This window comes from Microbacterium murale, from assembly GCF_014635185.1.
Classification (GTDB): Bacteria; Actinomycetota; Actinomycetes; order Actinomycetales; family Microbacteriaceae; genus Microbacterium; species Microbacterium murale.
This window is the reverse complement of the sequence record NZ_BMCM01000006.1, coordinates 60,300-79,468: the sequence shown is the minus strand read 5'-3', so window position 1 is coordinate 79,468 and position 19,169 is coordinate 60,300. Positions and strand designations below refer to the sequence as shown.

Here is a 19,169-nt window from a genome sequence, read left to right as displayed (position 1 = left end):
AGAGCGCGCTGGGTAACGTCGATGCATCACGTGTATCGCGGCAACGACGCCTCGGCACGCGCAATGAAGCGCCCCAACAGGGAAGGTACACAGCATGCACCACACATCCATGCGTCGACGAGGGCTGATCGCCGTCACCGGCACCGCGATCGCAGCGATGCTGCTCGCGGGTTGCGTCGCCAGCGATCGCGGCGATGACTCAGGAGATGCAGAGGGCGACGTCGACAGCACGTTCGTCTTCGCAGCATCCTCCGACCCGGCCAGCCTCGACCCCGCGTTCGCTCAAGACGGCGAGACCTTCCGCGTCTCGCGCCAGATCTTCGAGGGTCTCGTCGGCACCGAGCCCGGCACGGCGGACCCCGCACCGCTGCTCGCCGAGTCGTGGGAGCCGTCCGAGGACAACCTCTCCTACACCTTCACGCTGAAGGAGGACGTCACGTTCCAGGACGGCACTCCGTTCAACGCCGAAGCCGTCTGCGTCAACTTCGACCGCTGGTACAACTGGACCGGCCTCGCAGCATCCGAGGCCTTCGGCTACTACTACAACAAGCTGTTCCACGGCTACGCATCCAACCCCGCCGACGCGGTGTACAAGTCCTGCACGCCCGACGGCGACTACAGCGTCACGGTCGAGCTGAACAAGCCGTTCGCCGGATTCATCCCGGCACTGTCGCTGCCGGCATTCGCCATGCAGAGCCCGGCGGCCATGCAGGAATTCGCGGCTGACGAGGTCGGCGGCTCGGCCGAAGCCCCTGCTCTTTCCGAGTACGCCATGGGGCACCCGGTCGGCACCGGGCCGTTCCAGTTCGAGGAGTGGGCACCCGGCGAGCAGGTCACGCTGAAGTCCTACCCCGACTACTGGGGTGAGAAGGGCCAGATCGAGGAGATCATCTTCCGCACGATCGACGACCCGACCGCGCGTCGCCAGTCCCTCGAGGCCGGCGACATCGACGGCTACGACCTGGTCGGCCCCGCCGACACGGCCGCGCTCGAAGAAGACGGCTTCACCATGGTTCCGCGTCCGCCGTTCACGATCCTGTACCTGGCGTTCAACCAGCAGATCCCTGAGCTTCAGGACCCGAAGGTGCGCGAGGCGCTGTCGTACGCGATCGACAAGGATGCGCTGATCAGCCAGGTGCTGCCAGAGGGCACGCAGAAGGCGACGCAGTTCATCCCCGAGGTCGTCAACGGCTACAACGAGGACGTCACGACCTACGAGTACGACGTCGACAAGGCGAAGGCTCTGCTGGCCGAGGCCGGCTACGACGAGTCCAACCCGCTGAAGCTCGACTTCAACTACCCGGTCAACGTCTCGCGTCCGTACATGCCGGACCCCGAGCAGATCTTCACCGTGCTGTCGTCGCAGCTCGCCGAAGCCGGTGTGGAGACCACCCCGGTCTCGGAGGAGTGGGTCGAATACCTCGACCGCACTACCGGCACGTCGAACCACGGCATCCACCTGCTCGGCTGGACCGGCGACTACAACGACACCGACAACTTCGTCGGCGTCTTCTTCGGTGCGCAGAGCTCGGAGTGGGGCTTCGACAACCCGGAGCTGTTCTCGGCACTGGCCGAGGCACGTGGTGTCGCCGATCTCGATGAGCAGACTCCGCTGTACGAGGACATCAACGAGATGGTCGCCGAGTTCATCCCCGGCGTCCCGCTCGCACACCCCGCTCCCACCCTGGCCTTCGACTCGCGGGTCGAGAGCTACCCTGCCAGCCCGGTGAACGACGAGGTCTTCACGGACATCGTCCTCACCAAGTAAGGGTTCACGCGGCGTCACCCCGCCCCTGCACGGGGGTGGGGTGCCGCCGCACCTGAAATCGCTGGGAGTACTTCTTGCTGCGCACCATCGGCAGGCGACTGCTGTTCCTCATCCCCACCCTGTTCGGTCTGAGCATCCTGCTCTTCGCCTGGGTCAGGGCCCTCCCCGGCGGGCCGGCCGTGGCGCTTCTCGGAGAGAAGGCCACGCCCGACGCGATCGAACGGGTCAACGAGCTCTACGGATTCGACAAGCCCCTCATCGAGCAGTACTTCGTCTGGATCGGACGACTGCTGCAGGGCGACTTCGGCACATCCATCCAGACCAACCGCCCGGTGCTGGAGGAGTTCTTCCGGCGCTTCCCCGCGACGATTGAGCTGTCGATCGCAGCGCTGATCATCGCGATCGGCGTCGGCATACCCCTCGGCTATTGGGCCGCACGGCGGCACGGAAAGTTCAGCGATCACGCCGCGGTCGTGCTGAGCCTGGTCGGCATCACGATCCCGGTGTTCTTCCTGGCGTTCATCCTGAAGTACATCTTCGCGGTGCAGCTCGGCTGGCTTCCGGCCGACGGCAGGCAGAGCCCGAGGATCGACGCCACCCACCCCACGGGGTTCTACGTGTGGGACGGAATCATCACGGGCGAGTTCGACGCGTCATGGGATGCGATCCTGCACCTCATCCTCCCCGCGCTCGCGCTCGGCACCATCCCGCTCGCGATCATCGTGCGCATCACGAGGGCCAGCGTCCTCGAAGTGCAGAACGCCGACTACGTGCGCACCGGCCGGGCGAAGGGAGTCGCCAATTCGACGCTGCGGGGACGGTTCATCCTCCGCAACGCCCTGCTCCCCGTCGTCACCACGATCGGTCTGCAGACCGGTCTGCTGATCTCCGGAGCGGTGCTGACAGAGACCGTGTTCGCCTATCCGGGAATCGGATCGTTCCTGGCCAGGGCGATCTTCACGCGTGACTTCCCCGTGCTGCAGGGCTTCATCATCTTCATCGCGATCGCGTACGCGCTGATCAACCTCGCGGTGGATGTCTCCTACAGCCTGATCGACCCGAGAGTGAGGGTCCAATGAGCATTCCCCTTCCCCCCGCGCAGGGCGGCGAGATCATCGACACGGTCTCGCTCGCTCAGACCGATCTGAAGGATTCCGGCGGCGGCTTCTGGCAAGACGTCTTCCGGCGTCTCCGCCACAGCCCGACGGCGTGGACGGGCGCCGTGATCGTGCTGCTGTTCCTGCTCGTCGCGGCGCTCGCGCCGATCCTCGCGCCGTACCCAGAGACTGCGCTGCCCGGCGCGAAGTTCATCACGCCGACGCACATCCCCGGACCTGGGGAGCTCCCGGAGTTCCCGCTCGGACTCGACCGCTTCGGCGGAGACGTGCTGTCCAAGCTCATCTGGGGCGCACAGGCCTCTCTCATGGTCGGCGTCATCTCGACCGCGATGGGTCTGGTCGGCGGCATGATCCTCGGGCTGGTCGCCGGCACGTTCGGCGGCTGGGTCGACACGGTCATCATGCGCATCGTCGACATCATCCTGTCGGTGCCGAACCTGCTGCTCGCGGTCTCGATCGCAGCGATCCTCGGTCAGACGCCGTATGCGGTGATGATCGCGATCGGGGCGTCGCAGGTGCCGATCTTCGCGCGCCTGCTTCGCGCGTCGATGCTGCAGCAGCGCTCGAGCGACTACGTGCTCTCGGCGCAGACGCTCGGCCTCGGCCGTGGACGCATCACGATGTCGCACGTGCTGCCCAACGCGATAGGGCCGGTCATCGTGCAGGGCACGCTGACGCTGGCCACCGCTGTGATCGATGCGGCAGCGCTCTCCTTCCTCGGTCTCGGCGGCGGACGCCCCGAGACGGCCGAGTGGGGGCGGATGCTGACATACGCGCAGAGCGAGCTCGCGATCGCACCGTGGCTGGCGTTCTTCCCCGGCATCTGCATCGCGGTCACCGCGCTCGGCTTCACACTGTTCGGCGAATCGCTGCGAGAGTCGATGGACCCGAGGACGAGGGCGCGCTGAGATGGCTACCACTGACATCACCAAGGAACCGCACATGGGCACTCCGCTGCTTTCGGTCGAGGGCCTCGCCGTCGACTTCAACACCACCGACGGGGTCGTGCACGCCGTCGAGGGTGTCGACCTCGAGATCTCCGAAGGCGAGACCGTCGCGATCGTGGGGGAGTCCGGATCGGGCAAGTCCACGACGGCGATGGCCATCATCGGGCTCCTCGCCGGTGGCGGTCGCATCGCCGCAGGCAGCATCCGCCTCGACGGTCGTGAGATCTCGAAGGCGCCCGAGCACGAGATGCGTGCGATCCGCGGACGCCACATCGGCCTTGTGCCGCAGGACCCGATGTCGAACCTCAACCCGGTCGCGAAGATCGGGACGCAGGTCGCCGAGACCCTGCTCGCACACGGGCTCGCGAACCGGCAGAACGTCTCGGCGAAGGTCGTCGAGGCTCTCGAGGCCGCGGGCCTTCCCGACGCCGCGAAGCGCGCCAAGCAGTATCCGCACGAGTTCTCCGGCGGCATGCGGCAGCGTGCGCTGATCGCGATCGGTCTCGCCTGCAAGCCTCGGCTGCTGATCGCGGACGAGCCGACCAGCGCGCTGGATGTCACGGTGCAGCAGACGATCCTCGATCAGATCGGCGCGATGACCCGCGAGCTCGGCACGGCCGTGCTGCTGATCACGCACGACCTTGGTCTCGCCGCCGAACGCGCTGAGCGCGTGATCGTGATGCACCGCGGCAAGGTCGTCGAACAGGGCGCTGCGAAGCAGATCCTCGAGGACCCCCAGCATCCGTACACGCAGTCCCTCGTCGCTGCTGCTCCCTCCGTCGCGATCGCGCGCCTGCGCCCCGAGGCCTTCTCCGCTCCAAAGGATGGTGAGCCCTCGCGGGCCGACGGCACACCTTCGCGGGGGGATTCCGGTGACGGGTCGTTGAGCGAGCGGAGCGAGCGCCGTACTGAGCGAGCGAAGCGAGTCGAAGTGACGAAACGGGTTGAGCGAGCGCAGCGAGACGAAACCGCAACGCCTGACGGCGCAGCATCCGAGCCCTCAGCATCCGCCACCGACAACATCGTCGAGTTCGAGAACCTCACGAAGGTCTACCCGGTGCGCGGCCGTGGCGAGGACTTCGTCGCGGTGAAGGATGTGTCGCTCGTGATCCCGCGCGGCGAGACCGTCGCGATCGTGGGGGAGTCCGGCTCGGGCAAGACCACCACCGCGCGGATGCTGCTGAAGGTGATCGAGCCGACCAGCGGACTGATCAGGTTCGAGGGCAAGGACATCTCGACCCTCAGCCGCGCGGAGACGCGCGATTTCCGTCAGCGCGTGCAACCGATCTTCCAGGATCCGTACTCGAGCCTGAATCCGATGTTCACGATCGAGAGGCTGATCGCCGAGCCGCTGGAGTTCTACCGGCGGGGCAGCAGCGCCGATCGCCGGAAGCGCGTGCGGCAGTTGCTCGATGACGTCGCGCTGCCGCAGTCGATGCTGCGCCGGTATCCGTCCGAACTGTCCGGCGGTCAGCGTCAGCGCGTCGCGATCGCCAGGGCGCTGGCGCTCTCGCCGGACCTGATCGTGTGCGATGAGCCGGTCTCGGCGCTCGACGTGCTGGTGCAGGATCAGATCCTGCGGCTGCTGGGCGACCTGCAGCGCGAGTACGGGCTGAGCTACCTCTTCATCTCGCACGACCTCGCGGTCGTGCGACTGATCAGCGACTACGTCTGCGTGATGAAGGACGGCGTTCTCGTGGAGGCGGCGACGAGCGAGGAGATCTTCACGAATCCGCGCGACCCCTACACGCGTCGCCTGCTGGCCTCGATCCCCGGCAACGAACTGAACATCGCCTGAGGCTGCTTTTACCGCAGGTTTCAAGATTGGTCAAGGACTCTACTTGCCATGTCGTGAAATCGGACGTATAGTTGTTCTTTGCGCCTCGGTTCTCCCTGCCCTCATATGGTGGTCGGTAGATGTTGAGCAACAGAGTGCGCACTCCACCTGACGACAAAGGAATCGAGAAGCCCTGCGGGGCTCACGGAGGTTATTCCCTTGGCTGCTGCTCGCAACGCATCCACATCCACCACCAACAAGAACGGACGCGGAGCTTCCCGTCTTTCGTTCGCCAAGATCTCCGACACGCTGACGGTCCCTGACCTTCTCGCGCTGCAGACGGAGTCCTTCGACTGGCTCGTCGGCAACGACGCCTGGAAGGCTCGTGTCGCAGAAGGCAAGAAGGCCGGTCGCAAGGATCTCAACGAGTTCAGCGGTCTGGAGGAGATCTTCGAGGAGATCTCTCCGATCGAAGATCTCAGCGAGACGATGCAGCTGAGCTTCACGAACCCGTACCTCGAGCCTGAGAAGTACTCGATCGACGAGTGCAAGGAGCGTGGCAAGACCTACGCGGCCCCGCTCTACGTCGAGGCCGAGTTCATGAACCACCAGACCGGTGAGATCAAGACTCAGACCGTCTTCATGGGCGACTTCCCGCTGCAGACCAGCCGCGGAACCTTCATCATCAACGGCACCGAGCGTGTCGTCGTCTCTCAGCTGGTGCGCTCGCCGGGTGTCTACTTCGACAAGAGCCCCGACAAGACCTCCGACAAGGACATCGTCTCCGCCCGTGTCATCCCGAGCCGCGGTGCATGGCTCGAGTTCGAGATCGACAAGCGCGACCAGGTCGGCGTGCGCATCGACCGCAAGCGCAAGCAGTCCGTCACCGTCTTCCTCAAGGCGCTGGGTATGACCAGCGAGGAGATCCTCGTCGAGTTCGCCGGGTACCCCTCCATCGAGGAGACCCTGGCGAAGGACACCATCCTCACCAAGGAAGACGCGCTGCGCGACATCTACCGCAAGCTCCGTCCGGGCGAGCAGGTCGCCGCCGAGGCTGCCCGCGCGCTGCTGGACAACTTCTACTTCAACGCGAAGCGCTATGACCTCGCGAAGGTCGGTCGCTACAAGATCAACCAGAAGCTGGGCCTGAACCAGCCGCTGGACTCGTCGGTGCTGACCGTCGAGGACATCGTCGCGACCATCAAGTACCTCGTGCGTCTGCACCGTGGCGACGAGACCTTCGAGGGTCTCCGCAGCGGCAAGAAGGCCGAGATCCGCATGTCGACCGATGACATCGACAACTTCGGCAACCGTCGCATCCGCGCCGTCGGCGAGCTCATCCAGAACCAGGTCCGCACGGGTCTTTCCCGTATGGAGCGCGTCGTCCGCGAGCGCATGACCACGCAGGACATCGAGGCGATCACGCCGCAGACCCTGATCAACGTGCGCCCCGTCGTCGCCGCGATCAAGGAGTTCTTCGGAACGTCGCAGCTGTCGCAGTTCATGGACCAGAACAACCCGCTCGCGGGTCTGACCCACAAGCGTCGCCTGTCGGCGCTGGGCCCTGGTGGTCTGTCCCGTGACCGCGCAGGTGTCGAGGTCCGTGACGTTCACCCGTCGCACTACGGCCGCATGTGCCCGATCGAGACCCCTGAAGGCCCGAACATCGGTCTGATCGGCTCGCTCGCCACGTTCGCGCGCATCAACTCCTTCGGTTTCATCGAGACCCCGTACCGTCGCGTCGTCGACGGCCAGGTCACGGATGACATCGACTACCTGACCGCCTCCGAGGAGAACGACTTCATCGTCGCTCAGGCCAACGCGCCGCTCAAGGCCGACGGCCACTTCCGCGAAGAGCGCGTCCTGGCCCGCCGCCCCGGTGGCGAGGTCGACCTGTTCGCGCCGACGGAGATCGGCTACATGGACGTCTCGCCGCGCCAGATGGTGTCGGTCGCGACCTCGCTCGTGCCGTTCCTCGAGCACGATGACGCTCAGCGCGCGCTCATGGGCGCCAACATGCAGCGTCAGGCTGTGCCGCTGCTGCGCAGCGACTCGCCGCTGGTCGGAACCGGTATGGAGGGCTACGCGGCCATCGACGCCGGCGACGTCATCAGCGCCGACAAGGCCGGTGTGGTCATCGAGGTCTCCGCAGACCGCGTCGTGCTCCAGCTCGATGAGGGCGGCACCAAGGAGTACTACCTCCGCAAGTTCGACCGCTCCAACCAGGGCACCTCCTACAACCAGAAGGTTCTCGTGTCGGCCGGCGAGCGTGTCGAGGTCAACGAGGTCATCGCTGATGGCCCCGCCACCCAGAACGGTGAGCTCGCGCTCGGCAAGAACCTGCTGGTCGCGTTCATGACGTGGGAGGGCTACAACTTCGAGGATGCGATCATCCTCAGCCAGGACCTCGTGAAGGACGACACCCTCTCCTCGATTCACATCGAGGAGTACGAGGTCGATTCCCGCGACACGAAGCTCGGCAAGGAGGAGATCACCCGTGACCTCCCCAACGTCAGCCCTGAGCTGCTGAAGGACCTCGACGAGCGCGGCATCATCCGCATCGGCGCCGAGGTCCGCCCCGGCGACATCCTCGTCGGCAAGGTCACGCCGAAGGGCGAGACCGAGCTGTCAGCCGAGGAGCGCCTGCTCCGCGCGATCTTCAACGAGAAGAGCCGCGAAGTCCGTGACACCTCGCTGAAGGTGCCCCACGGCGAGCAGGGCACGATCATCGCCGTCAAGGAGTTCAACGCCGAAGACGGTGACGACGAGCTCGGCTCCGGCGTCAACCGCCGCGTCGTGGTCTACATCGCCCAGAAGCGCAAGATCACCGAGGGCGACAAGCTCGCCGGCCGCCACGGCAACAAGGGCGTCATCGCCAAGATCCTGCCGATCGAGGACATGCCGTTCCTTCCGGACGGCACCCCGGTCGACATCGTCCTGAACCCGCTCGGCATCCCCGGTCGAATGAACTTCGGCCAGGTTCTGGAGACCCACCTCGGGTGGATCGCCAAGCAGGGCTGGAAGGTCGAGGGCAAGCCGGAGTGGGCGGCGAACCTGCCGAAGGACGCGTTCGAGGCTGCCCCGGGCACCAAGGTCGCGACCCCGGTGTTCGACGGTGCGGAAGAGCAGGAGATCGCAGGTCTCCTCGATTCGACGCTGCCGACGCGCGACGGTGACCGCCTGATCGACTCGACCGGAAAGACGCAGCTGTTCGACGGTCGCTCCGGTGAGCCGTTCCCGGCGCCGATCTCGGTGGGCTACATGTACATCCTGAAGCTGCACCACCTGGTCGACGACAAGATCCACGCGCGTTCGACGGGTCCGTACTCGATGATCACCCAGCAGCCGCTCGGTGGTAAGGCGCAGTTCGGTGGACAGCGCTTCGGTGAGATGGAGGTGTGGGCGCTTGAGGCTTATGGCGCCGCATACGCCCTCCAGGAACTCCTCACGATCAAGTCCGACGACATCCTCGGCCGCGTCAAGGTCTACGAGGCGATCGTCAAGGGCGAGAACATCCAGGAGCCCGGCATCCCCGAGTCGTTCAAGGTGCTCATGAAGGAGATGCAGTCGCTCTGCCTGAACGTCGAGGTCCTCTCGGCTGACGGTACGACGGTCAACCTCCGCGACACCGACGACGAGGCATTCCGCGCAGCGGAGGAGCTCGGTATCAACATCTCCAGCCGATTCGAGTCCGCCTCGATCGACGAGATCTGATCCGGCCGATAACGAATTCTTATTGAGACACAGGAGAACTAGTGCTCGAGTCAAACACCTTCGATGAGCTTCGCATCGGCCTGGCCACCGCTGACGACATCCGCGGTTGGTCATACGGTGAGGTCAAGAAGCCCGAAACCATCAACTACCGCACGCTCAAGCCCGAGAAGGACGGTCTCTTCGGAGAGCAGATCTTCGGACCGTCCCGCGACTGGGAGTGCGCCTGCGGTAAGTACAAGCGCGTCCGCTTCAAGGGCATCGTGTGCGAGCGCTGCGGCGTGGAGGTCACCAAGAGCTCCGTCCGTCGTGAGCGCATGGGCCACATCGAGCTCGCCGCGCCCGTCACCCACATCTGGTACTTCAAGGGCGTCCCGTCGCGCCTCGGATACCTGCTGGATATGGCTCCGAAGGACCTCGAGAAGGTCATCTACTTCGCTGCCTACATGGTCATCTCGGTCGATGAGGATGCTCGTCACCGCGACCTGGCCACGCAGGAGAACAACATCCGCCTCGAGCTGAAGACGCTCGGGGATCGTCGCGACTCGAAGATCGCGGAGCGCCTGTCGCGTCTGGAAGAGGACCTCGCAGCCCTTGAGGCTGAGGGTGCCAAGGCCGATGCGAAGAAGAAGGTCAAGGACGCCGCCGAGAAGGAGATGACTCTCCTCCGCAAGGGCCACGACGAGCAGATCGCCAAGCTCGAGCGCGTGTGGGAAGACTTCCGCACGCTTCAGGTCGGCGCGCTTCGTCCTGAGGACGACGTGTTCCACGAGCTGCAGGACCGCTTCGGTCAGTACTTCGAGGCCCACATGGGTGCGGAGTCGATCCAGCGTCGCCTGGCAGCGTTCGACCTGAAGACCGAGGCGGAGAACCTGCGTCTGCAGATCTCCGAGGGCAAGGGCCAGCGCAAGATCCGTGCGATCAAGCGTCTGAAGGTCGTCAGCTCGTTCCTGGAGACCGGCATGAGCCCGGCATCCATGGTTCTCGACGTCGTTCCGGTCATCCCGCCGGAGCTGCGCCCGATGGTGCAGCTCGACGGTGGCCGCTTCGCCACTTCCGACCTCAACGACCTCTACCGTCGTGTGATCAACCGCAACAACCGTCTTCGTCGTCTGATCGACCTCGGTGCCCCCGAGATCATCGTCAACAACGAGAAGCGCATGCTGCAGGAGGCCGTCGACGCACTGTTCGACAACGGCCGCCGTGGTCGCCCCGTCACCGGTACCGGCAACCGTGCTCTCAAGTCCCTCAGCGACATGCTGAAGGGCAAGCAGGGTCGTTTCCGCCAGAACCTGCTCGGAAAGCGCGTCGACTACTCGGGCCGTTCGGTCATCGTGGTCGGCCCGCAGCTGCAGCTGCACCAGTGCGGTCTTCCCAAGACGATGGCGATCGAGCTGTTCAAGCCGTTCGTGATCAAGCGCCTGATCGACCTCGGTCACTCGCAGAACATCAAGGCCGCCAAGCGTTCCGTCGAGCGCATGCGTCCCGAGGTCTGGGACGTGCTCGAGGAGATCATCCGCGAGCGTCCGGTGCTGCTCAACCGTGCACCCACGCTTCACCGCCTCGGCATCCAGGCCTTCGAGCCTCAGCTCGTCGAGGGCAAGGCCATCCAGCTTCACCCGCTCGTGTGTGCCGCGTTCAACGCGGACTTCGACGGTGACCAGATGGCTGTGCACCTGCCGCTGTCGGTCGAGGCTCAGGCCGAGGCCCGCGTGCTGATGCTCGCGTCGAACAACATCCTGAAGCCGTCTGACGGTCGTCCGGTCACCCTGCCTTCGCAGGACATGATCATCGGCCTGCACCACCTCACGGTGGTCAAGGCCGGCGCGAAGGGTGAGGGCCGTGCATTCGGCTCCGTGTCCGAGGCGATCCTCGCCAAGGACGAGGGCACCCTCGACCTGCAGGCGAAGGTCCGCATCCGCATCCCGGGTCTGACCTTCCTCGAGGGCGAAGCACCTGAGGGCTACGAGCGTCACCACCTGGTCGACGCCTCGCTCGGACAGGCGATCTTCAACGCCACGCTGCCGAAGGGCTACCCCTTCGTCCGCGAGCCTGCCGACAAGGGCAAGCTGTCGCAGATCGTCAACAAGCTGGCCGAGGAGTACCCCAAGGTCGAGACGGCGGCGACGCTGGACCGCATCAAGGATGCCGGCTTCTACTGGGCCACGCGCTCCGGTGTGACGGTTGCGCTGAGCGATGTGCTCACGCCTCCGAACAAGAAGGAGATCGTCGCCAAGCACGAGAAGCTCGCCGCGAAGGTCCAGTCCCAGTACGAGAAGGGTCTCACCACCGACGCCGAGCGTCGTCAGGAGCTAATCAAGATCTGGACCGAGGCAACCGACGAGGTTCAGGTCGCGATGCGCGAGAACTTCCCTGAGGACAACACCATCAACCGCATGGTGTCCTCCGGTGCTCGTGGTAACTGGCTGCAGATCCGCAACATCGCGGGTATGCGTGGTCTGGTGAACAACCCCAAGGGTGAGATCATCCCGCGTCCGATCATCTCCTCGTACCGCGAGGGTCTGTCGGTGGCGGAGTACTTCATCGCGACGCACGGTACCCGTAAGGGTCTGGCTGACACCGCTCTGCGTACCGCCGACTCGGGTTACCTGACCCGTCGTCTGGTGGATGTCTCGCAGGACGTCATCATCCGCGAAGAGGACTGCGGCACGTCGAAGGGCCTCGAGCTCCCGATCGCCGCTCCGAACTCGCAGGGTGAGCTCGTGCGCGATGCGAACGTCGAGAACTCGGTGTTCGCTCGTACGCTTGCCGCCGACGTGATCGACAGCAAGGGCGAGGTCCTCGCCTCTGCCGGCGACGACGTCGGAGACGTTCTGATCGACAAGCTCGTCGAGCTCGGCGTCGACTCCATCAAGGTGCGCTCCGTGCTGACCTGCGACTCGGCTGTCGGCGTCTGCGCGCAGTGCTACGGCCGTTCGCTGGCGACGGGTAAGACCGTCGACATCGGCGAGGCCGTCGGCATCATCGCGGCGCAGTCGATCGGTGAGCCCGGTACCCAGCTGACGATGCGTACGTTCCACACCGGTGGTTCTGCATCGGCGGACGACATCACCCAGGGTCTGCCCCGTGTGCAGGAGCTCTTCGAGGCTCGTACGCCGAAGGGTGCATCGCCGATCGCCGAGGCCGATGGCCGCATCACGATCGACGAGACCGACAAGGCCAAGAAGGTCATCCTCACGCCAGACAACGGCGATGAAGAGGTTGTCTACCCGGTGCTGAAGCGTGCGACGCTTCTCGTCGAGGACGGCCAGCACGTCACGGTCGGTCAGCCGATCCTGGTGGGAACGCTCGACCCCAAGGAGGTCATGCGTGTCATGGGTGCCCGCGAGGTTCAGCGTTACCTCGTCGGCGGCGTGCAGGGCGTGTACCGCTCGCAGGGTGTGCCGATCCACGACAAGCACATCGAGGTCATCGTTCGTCAGATGCTCCGCAAGGTCACGGTCGTCGATCACGCCGACACGAACCTGCTCCCGGGTGAGATGGTCGACCTCAAGCGTTACCAGGCGATCAACCGCGAGACGGTCGCCGAGGGCAAGCGTCCGGCATCCGGCCGTTCGGAGCTGATGGGTATCACGAAGGCGTCGCTTGCGACCGAGTCGTGGCTGTCGGCTGCGTCGTTCCAGGAGACGACCCGCGTGCTCACCGAGGCTGCCATGCAGGGCAAGCGCGACCCGCTGGTCGGTCTCAAGGAGAACGTCATCATCGGTAAGCTCATCCCCGCTGGAACGGGCCTCGCGAAGTACCGCGACGTCACCGTCGAGGCGACTGAGGAAGCCAAGAGCGAGCGCTACCCGAACCGGATCTTCGCATCCGACGGCGCGTACGCCGAGGGCGACTTCGGTTACGTCGACTTCGACGCGTTCTCAACGGATGACGTGACGCCCGGTACCTACAACTGAGTGTTCTAGTCCACTGAAGAAGGTCCCAGGGTTCGCCCTGGGACCTTCTTCGTGCGTGGGGGCGGCGGTGGCGGCCCGCCCATGCTCGGGAGGTGGCGCTTGGTGCCGTGTAGTGGTGGTTTGAGCGGCACTATGCGACACCTGGTGGAGCGGTGCGTGGGGCGCCCGTGCGGGAGGTGGCGCTTGGTGCCGTGCGGCGGGCGTTGAGGCGGCACAAAGCGACACCTGCCCACCGAGGCGCGCGGCGGCGCGGCCCCGGGCGATGCGCCAGAATGGCAGGATGCAGCAGAACGCTCCCGCCGCCGTCGTCATCGGCGATGCACTGATCGATGAGATCCACGACAGCGGCGGCGTGCGCGAACTGGTCGGTGGCGCCGCACTGAACGTCGCCGTCGGACTCCGCCGGCTCGGCGTGCCCACGACGCTCATCGCGATGGTCGGCGATGACGAGGCGGGCGCCCACATCCGTGAATACCTTGCCGACCACGACGTGGGCCTGATCTCCAGTGACGCTCCGCTCGGCTCGTCGCGCGCGGTCGTGCAGCGCGATGCCGGCGGCGAGCCGACGTACGTCTTCAACGAGGCCGCTCAGCGGCGCAGCATCCGTTACGGCGACGAGGCGCGCACGGCGCTCGCGGACGCCGATCTCGCCGTGATCAGCTGCTTCCCGTTCGATGTGCCCGCCGAGGTGGATGCTGTCGCCGCTGCCCTCGAGGGCGTCAGGGTGGCGATCGATCCGAATCCGCGCACCGGCATGCTCAGCGACCGTGAGGAGTTCGTGCGCGGGTTCGAGCGGCTCGTCGCAGGTGCCGCGATAGTGAAGGTCGGAGCGGACGACGCGGCGCTGCTGTACGACGGGGATCTCGACGCGCTGCGCGCGCGGCTGCGGTCGTCGGGCGCCGACGCCGTGCTGGCGACGGCCGGCAAAGATGGTGCGATCCTCGAGGCGGATGCCGGCATCCTCACCGCTCCGATCGCGACCCTTCCCGGGCCAGTGATCGACACGGTCGGGGCGGGGGACGCAACGCTCTCCGCCGTGGCGGAGGGGCTGATCGGGGCGCGTCCGGAGGCCGCAGAGGACTGGCAGAAGCTGCTCGATCGAGCGATGGATGTCGCCGCCGCAACGTGCCGCGCGGAGGGTGGGCTGCTGCGCACGCCGGAGTCGCTCGAGGACGGCGAACGCGGGGTCCGCGGCAGCTGACCTGCCGATTTCTTACACCCGCTTCCGGCGGGTATGCTTGATTCTCGCGCCCCCGGTTGGCTGTACAAGCTGGACGGGTGTGCACTTGGCGAGTTACCCAAGCGGCCAAAGGGATCTGACTGTAAATCAGACTGCATCGCATTCGGGGGTTCGAATCCCTCACTCGCCACAGAACGAACGAAGGCCTCCGCGCAGCGGGGGCCTTCAGTCGTTCATCGAGCAAAGCAGACCAATGAGGGTATTCTCGACAGATCCCCGAACTCGAGCATCGAGAGGGAACGCATGAGGATCACACCCGACATCATCACCGAGCTTCAGTCGGACGAGGTGTTCGTGTTCGGCTCGAACGCTGAAGGACTCCATGGCGGCGGCGCTGCGAGGATCGCGCACGAGCGGTTCGGAGCAGCGTGGGGCGAAGGTCACGGCCATCACGGCCAGACCTATGCCATCGATACGATGAGCGGCCTGGACATTCTCGTGGCCGAGGCGCGCGCCTTCATCGACTACGCCGACGCACACCCCGAGCTGACGTTCCTGCTCACTCCGGTCGGCTGCGGCATCGCCGGGTACACGCCCGAGCAGGTTGCTCCCGCGTTCGTCGGAGCGCCGGAGAACGTGACCGCGCCCAAGCCGTTCCTGCCTTATCTGCGGTAGTCCACCGGCGTTCTGGCGTAGTCCACCGGACGATGCCGACTACGGCAGCGTCGGCTCGTCCGGGTGAGGCGCCAGCGGCTCCTCAGGATGCGGTGCCAGCGGTTCGTCGGGGTGCGGCGCCAGCGGTTCGTCGGGAACCGGCACGACCGGATCCGGCGTCGGCGGCCCGGCAGGCTCATCCGGTGACGGCGGGGCGACGGGCGCGGTCGGGTCAGGACCCACGGGAGGAGTCGGCGGCCCGGGCGGCACTTCGGAGGGAGTTGCAGGTCCGGGTCCGGGAGGGACTTCGGAGGGCCAGCTCTGGTCATTCGAGCTGCCGATGATTCCACTCATGAGTTTTTCCCCTTCGCTCATTGGCGACCTCGGCGGCCGCATCCGTTCGGTCTTCCGGGTCTGAAATGACAGCATGCGGCGCTTGCGTGCCTTTTCGGCAGGGCGTTGACGCGCACGCATGCGGGAGATAGCGAACAGGCTGAAGCCATCGCGCCTCGAAGGCCTGCCGCTTTCCTAGACTGGTGCGATGCGAGCGCTCACCGAATCCGACGTCCGTGCGTCGTTCGTCAACGCCACGGAGGAGGAGTTGCGGCTCATCGAGATGCCGCACGACTTCCTGCTCGTCGACTGGGACTTCCACGATTTCCTCGCCTGGCGCGATCCGGCGTCAAGCAAGCGGGGATGCGTCGTCGTCGAGATCGACGGGCGCCTCGTCGGCGTCGTACTGCGCTCCACCGACCCCGGACGTGCGCGTACGGGCATGTGCAACATCTGCCACACGATGCAGCCCGGCAATCAGGTCGCCCTGTTCTCTGCGCGCCGAGTGGGGGACGCCGGGCGCCGCGGCGACAGCGTCGGCACCTACATCTGCGCCGACCTCTCCTGTCATGAGAACGTGCGGCTCGCGCATCCGCTCGCCCCGAACGAGATCCGGGTCCCCGGCCAGGTGGACATGCGCCTCGACGGCACACGGCGTCGTATGGAGGGTTTCGCCAAACGAGTTCTGGAGTCGACGGACTGACGCATACGCTGGGCGCGACGAACTCACCTCGCGCTTCGAAGGAGATGCCATGAGCGATCCCATCCTGTTCTCGGTCGACGGTGGATTGGCGCGGTTGACACTGAACCGCCCGACGCGCCTCAACGCGTTCAACGCCGATCTCGCCCGCGCGTGGCGCGATGTCACGACCGAGGCGACCTCGCGGGATGACGTCAAGGCGATCCTCTTGGATGCCGCGGGGCCGGCCTTCTGCGCCGGCGGTGACGTGCTCGACATGGCGACCACGATGGGCGCAGGGTCCGACATCGCCGACCTCGCCGGGGTGATCAACGCCGGCATCCGCGCGCTCACGCAAGCGGCCGTCCCGGTGGTCGCCGCAGCACACGGCACGACGGCGGGCGGCGGCCTCGGCATCCTGCTCTGCTCCGACTATGCCGTCGTCGGCGGACGCTCCAAGATCGGCAGCCTCTACGCGAACATCGGCCTCACCCCAGACCTCTCGGTGTCTGCGCAGCTCGCCGCCGCCGTCGGCCAGCGGCGCGCGCTGCAGCTGGTGCTGCAGGATCGCCTCTTGAGCGCGGAGGAAGCGCAGGAATGGGGCCTGGTCGCCGAGGTCGTGAGCGGTGCGGATGCTGCGGACGAGGCCGATCGTGTGCGCGAACGCGCTGAGCAGGTGGCACGCTTCTGGCTCGCCGGTGCTGCGGGCGCATACGGGCAGGCGAAGCGGCTGGTGCGCTCGCGTCCCGAGCGGACGTTCGCCGAGCAGTTGGACGAAGAGGCGCGTTCCATCGGCGCAGCCTTCGACACTCCGGATGCCAAGGCTCGCGTCGCGGCGTTCGCCGCAGCATCCGCGAAGAAGGCGCGCTGAGTTCAGCGCGAGTTGCCCACAGGTCGGCGGCGATCCCTGCGCGCGCGCCGCACGGCGTGGCAGGATGAGAGCAGTCGGCCGAAGAGGGGAACGTCATGTCAGAGGTCAGCACGGAAACCAAGGGGAAGGCGAACGCCTCCCTGTTGATCCGAGGGGCGATCTGGATCGCCATCGGTGCGCTGATCGCGGCAGCGCTCGTCTGCGTGGTGTGGGTGCTGATCGGCGATCAGGACGGCATCATCGGTCGCGCTTTCCTGACGATTCTGCTGCTCGCGGGCTTCGCCGGGATCGCGATCCTCGAGGCGGGGCTCGCACCGAAGAGGCCGGACTGGCTGGCTCTTGCCAGCATGATCACCTGGATCGTCGCGCTGTTGGTCGGCGCCATCAAGATCTGGCTGCCCGAAGAGCCGGGGGAGTACGCCGGTGGCATCGGGCGCTTCTTCATGCTGCTGCTCGTGATCGGAGTGCTGCAGCTCGCACTGCTGCACGTGCGACTGTTCACTCCCGCGGTCAAGCGCTACGTCACGACGTTCACCACCGTCATCTACTACGTGACGATCGCGGTTCTCGTGCTGCTGGTCGCGATGCTCATCATCTACCTCACGCTTCCCGACACCTTCCACTACGGCGACCTCTACTGGCGCATCGTCGTCGCGCTCGCGATCCTCGCTGCAGTCGGCACGACACTGATCCCGCTGCTCAACGCGCTCTTCGCGCCGAAGAAGGCGCCTGCGGCGCCCGCGGGCTACTACGCGCCTCAGGCCTACGGCTCCGCTCCGGCGATTGCGGCACCGGTCCAGCAGCCTGCTCAGCAGCCCATCCAGCAGCAGTGGCCGACGTATGCCGACGGCGTGACGCCGCTTCCCGTGCTGCAGGACGGCTCGCCGGATTGGAACGCCTATTACACCGGGTATCCGACCGCGCAGCAGAGCCAGTACCAGGAGCCGAACCAGTACTACGGCCAGAGCCAGTCCCCAGACGCGAACCAGTACCCGGATCCGAACCAGTACCAGTACCAGTCGCAGGCGCAGTACCCCGATGCGAACCAATACCCGGGACAGGCGCAGTACCCCGAGCAGCCGTACGCGCCGTCACCTCCGCAGCGGGCCTTCGTCTCGTCTCCTGATGCTCCGATCGGACCCGATGGCCTGCCGGTTCCGCCTGCCGGGGCGCCGGCCGCTCCCGACGGCATCGCCGGCGACACGTCCGTTCTGAACGCGCCCTCGGCACCCGACGTTCCGCCCGCTCCCGACCTGCCGCCGTCCCCGGACGTGCCGCCGACCCCAGACGCGCCGGAGTCGCCGAACGTGCCTCCGGCAGCGCCAGGGGCGTTCCCGCCTCCGCCCCCTGCGCCGCCGCTGTGACGTCGGCGTCGCACCTGAAGGAATTCGCGGCCGACATCGCACGCGAGGCAGGTGAGCTTGCACGGCGCCGACGTGCCGAAGGCGTCTCGCTGGCGGCCACGAAGTCGACTCTCGCCGACATCGTCACCGAGGCCGATCGGGAGGTCGAGGCGCTGATCCGCGCTCGGCTGGACGCCGAGCGTCCCGGTGACGGGTTCCTCGGCGAAGAGTCCGGTGGCGGCGACGGCACGACCGGAGTGACCTGGGTGGTCGACCCGATCGACGGCACCGTGAACTACGCGTACGGCATGCCCGCGTACAGCGTGAGCATCGCGGCGGTCGAGGGCAGCGCCGACCCGAACAGCTGGCGACCTCTCGCCGGCGCCGTGTACGCGCCCGTGCTGGACGAGCTCTTCACCGCAGGTCGCGGTGAGGGGGCGTGGCTCAATGGAGTTCGCCTCGCCGTCACGGACGAGACGCCGGCGGGTGCGCTGCTGGCGACCGGATTCGGCTACGACCCGTCGACGCACGACGGCGACCTGCTGACCGTGCGACAGGTCATGCCGCTCGCACGCGACCTGCGCAGGGGCGGGTCTGCGGCGCTCGATCTCAGCTACGTTGCCGCCGGGCGACTCGACGGCTATTTCGAGCGAGGACTGCGCCCGTGGGACTTCGCGGCCGGTTTCCTTCTGGTCACCGAAGCGGGAGGCATCGTGACTCGTCTCGACACGGCATCCGCTCGTCCCATGTTGATCGCTGCAGGGGCGCCGTTGCACGCTCGGATCACCGGGGCCCTCGACAAGGAGATTTGAGGATCCGTACATGGCATTCTCAGTACGACCACGGTAGTGTTTACGCGATCGTTACC

At 66.2% G+C, this 19,169-nt stretch carries 13 protein-coding genes and 1 tRNA gene; 13 read left to right on the top strand and 1 reads right to left on the bottom strand.

Annotation, left to right across the window (positions count from 1 at the left end; translation table 11 throughout):
- Positions 1 to 94: 94 nt before the first annotated feature.
- From IEV67_RS16195 to IEV67_RS16155, 9 genes are all read left to right on the top strand, one after another.
- On the top strand, positions 95 to 1,768 hold the full coding sequence (locus tag IEV67_RS16195) for an ABC transporter substrate-binding protein (protein ID WP_188437641.1): 1,674 nt from the start codon (positions 95 to 97) through the stop codon (positions 1,766 to 1,768).
- A gap of 74 nt (positions 1,769 to 1,842) precedes the next feature.
- Positions 1,843 to 2,847: an ABC transporter permease gene (locus IEV67_RS16190; protein WP_188437640.1), complete on the top strand. Its 1,005-nt coding sequence runs from the start codon at positions 1,843 to 1,845 to the stop codon at positions 2,845 to 2,847.
- The gene (locus IEV67_RS16185; protein WP_188437638.1) at positions 2,844 to 3,794 is read left to right on the top strand and encodes an ABC transporter permease; all 951 of its coding nucleotides are present in this window, start codon (positions 2,844 to 2,846) and stop codon (positions 3,792 to 3,794) included. The genes IEV67_RS16190 and IEV67_RS16185 overlap by 4 nt, the downstream gene beginning before the upstream one ends.
- Before the next feature lies 1 nt (position 3,795).
- Positions 3,796 to 5,631, top strand: coding sequence for a dipeptide ABC transporter ATP-binding protein (locus tag IEV67_RS16180; RefSeq protein ID WP_188437636.1), 1,836 nt, complete (start codon positions 3,796 to 3,798; stop codon positions 5,629 to 5,631).
- A 198-nt stretch (positions 5,632 to 5,829) separates the two neighbouring features.
- Entirely contained in the window at positions 5,830 to 9,324 is a 3,495-nt protein-coding gene (rpoB, locus tag IEV67_RS16175; protein WP_188437635.1) for a DNA-directed RNA polymerase subunit beta, read from the top strand.
- A gap of 41 nt (positions 9,325 to 9,365) precedes the next feature.
- Positions 9,366 to 13,241, top strand: a complete 3,876-nt coding sequence (gene rpoC / locus IEV67_RS16170) for a DNA-directed RNA polymerase subunit beta' (protein ID WP_188437633.1) — start codon at positions 9,366 to 9,368, stop codon at positions 13,239 to 13,241.
- 280 nt (positions 13,242 to 13,521) lie between these two features.
- The gene (locus IEV67_RS16165) at positions 13,522 to 14,442 is read left to right on the top strand and encodes a carbohydrate kinase family protein (RefSeq protein ID WP_188437631.1); all 921 of its coding nucleotides are present in this window, start codon (positions 13,522 to 13,524) and stop codon (positions 14,440 to 14,442) included.
- A gap of 87 nt (positions 14,443 to 14,529) precedes the next feature.
- Positions 14,530 to 14,611 (top strand) — tRNA-Tyr (locus IEV67_RS16160).
- Between the two features lie 113 nt (positions 14,612 to 14,724).
- Positions 14,725 to 15,096 (top strand): A1S_2505 family phage non-structural protein, encoded by a 372-nt coding sequence (locus IEV67_RS16155; protein ID WP_188437629.1) that lies wholly within the window; start codon positions 14,725 to 14,727, stop codon positions 15,094 to 15,096.
- A gap of 39 nt (positions 15,097 to 15,135) precedes the next feature.
- On the opposite strand, the gene IEV67_RS16150 is transcribed toward IEV67_RS16155, so the two are convergent.
- Positions 15,136 to 15,318 (bottom strand): hypothetical protein, encoded by a 183-nt coding sequence (locus IEV67_RS16150; RefSeq protein ID WP_188437979.1) that lies wholly within the window; start codon positions 15,316 to 15,318, stop codon positions 15,136 to 15,138.
- Positions 15,319 to 15,616: 298 nt separating this feature from the next.
- On the opposite strand from IEV67_RS16150, the gene IEV67_RS16145 reads away from it, so the two are divergent.
- From IEV67_RS16145 to IEV67_RS16130, 4 genes are all read left to right on the top strand, one after another.
- Entirely contained in the window at positions 15,617 to 16,111 is a 495-nt protein-coding gene (locus IEV67_RS16145; RefSeq protein WP_188437627.1) for an FBP domain-containing protein, read from the top strand.
- Between the two features lie 49 nt (positions 16,112 to 16,160).
- Positions 16,161 to 16,958 carry an enoyl-CoA hydratase/isomerase family protein gene (locus IEV67_RS16140; protein ID WP_188437625.1) on the top strand — a complete coding sequence of 266 codons (798 nt, stop codon included), beginning with the start codon at positions 16,161 to 16,163 and terminating at the stop codon, positions 16,956 to 16,958.
- A gap of 95 nt (positions 16,959 to 17,053) precedes the next feature.
- Positions 17,054 to 18,322 carry a YhjD/YihY/BrkB family envelope integrity protein gene (locus IEV67_RS16135; RefSeq protein WP_188437623.1) on the top strand — a complete coding sequence of 423 codons (1,269 nt, stop codon included), beginning with the start codon at positions 17,054 to 17,056 and terminating at the stop codon, positions 18,320 to 18,322.
- Positions 18,319 to 19,113, top strand: coding sequence for an inositol monophosphatase family protein (locus IEV67_RS16130; protein ID WP_188437621.1), 795 nt, complete (start codon positions 18,319 to 18,321; stop codon positions 19,111 to 19,113). The genes IEV67_RS16135 and IEV67_RS16130 overlap by 4 nt, the downstream gene beginning before the upstream one ends.
- The last annotated feature ends 56 nt before the right edge of the window (positions 19,114 to 19,169 follow it).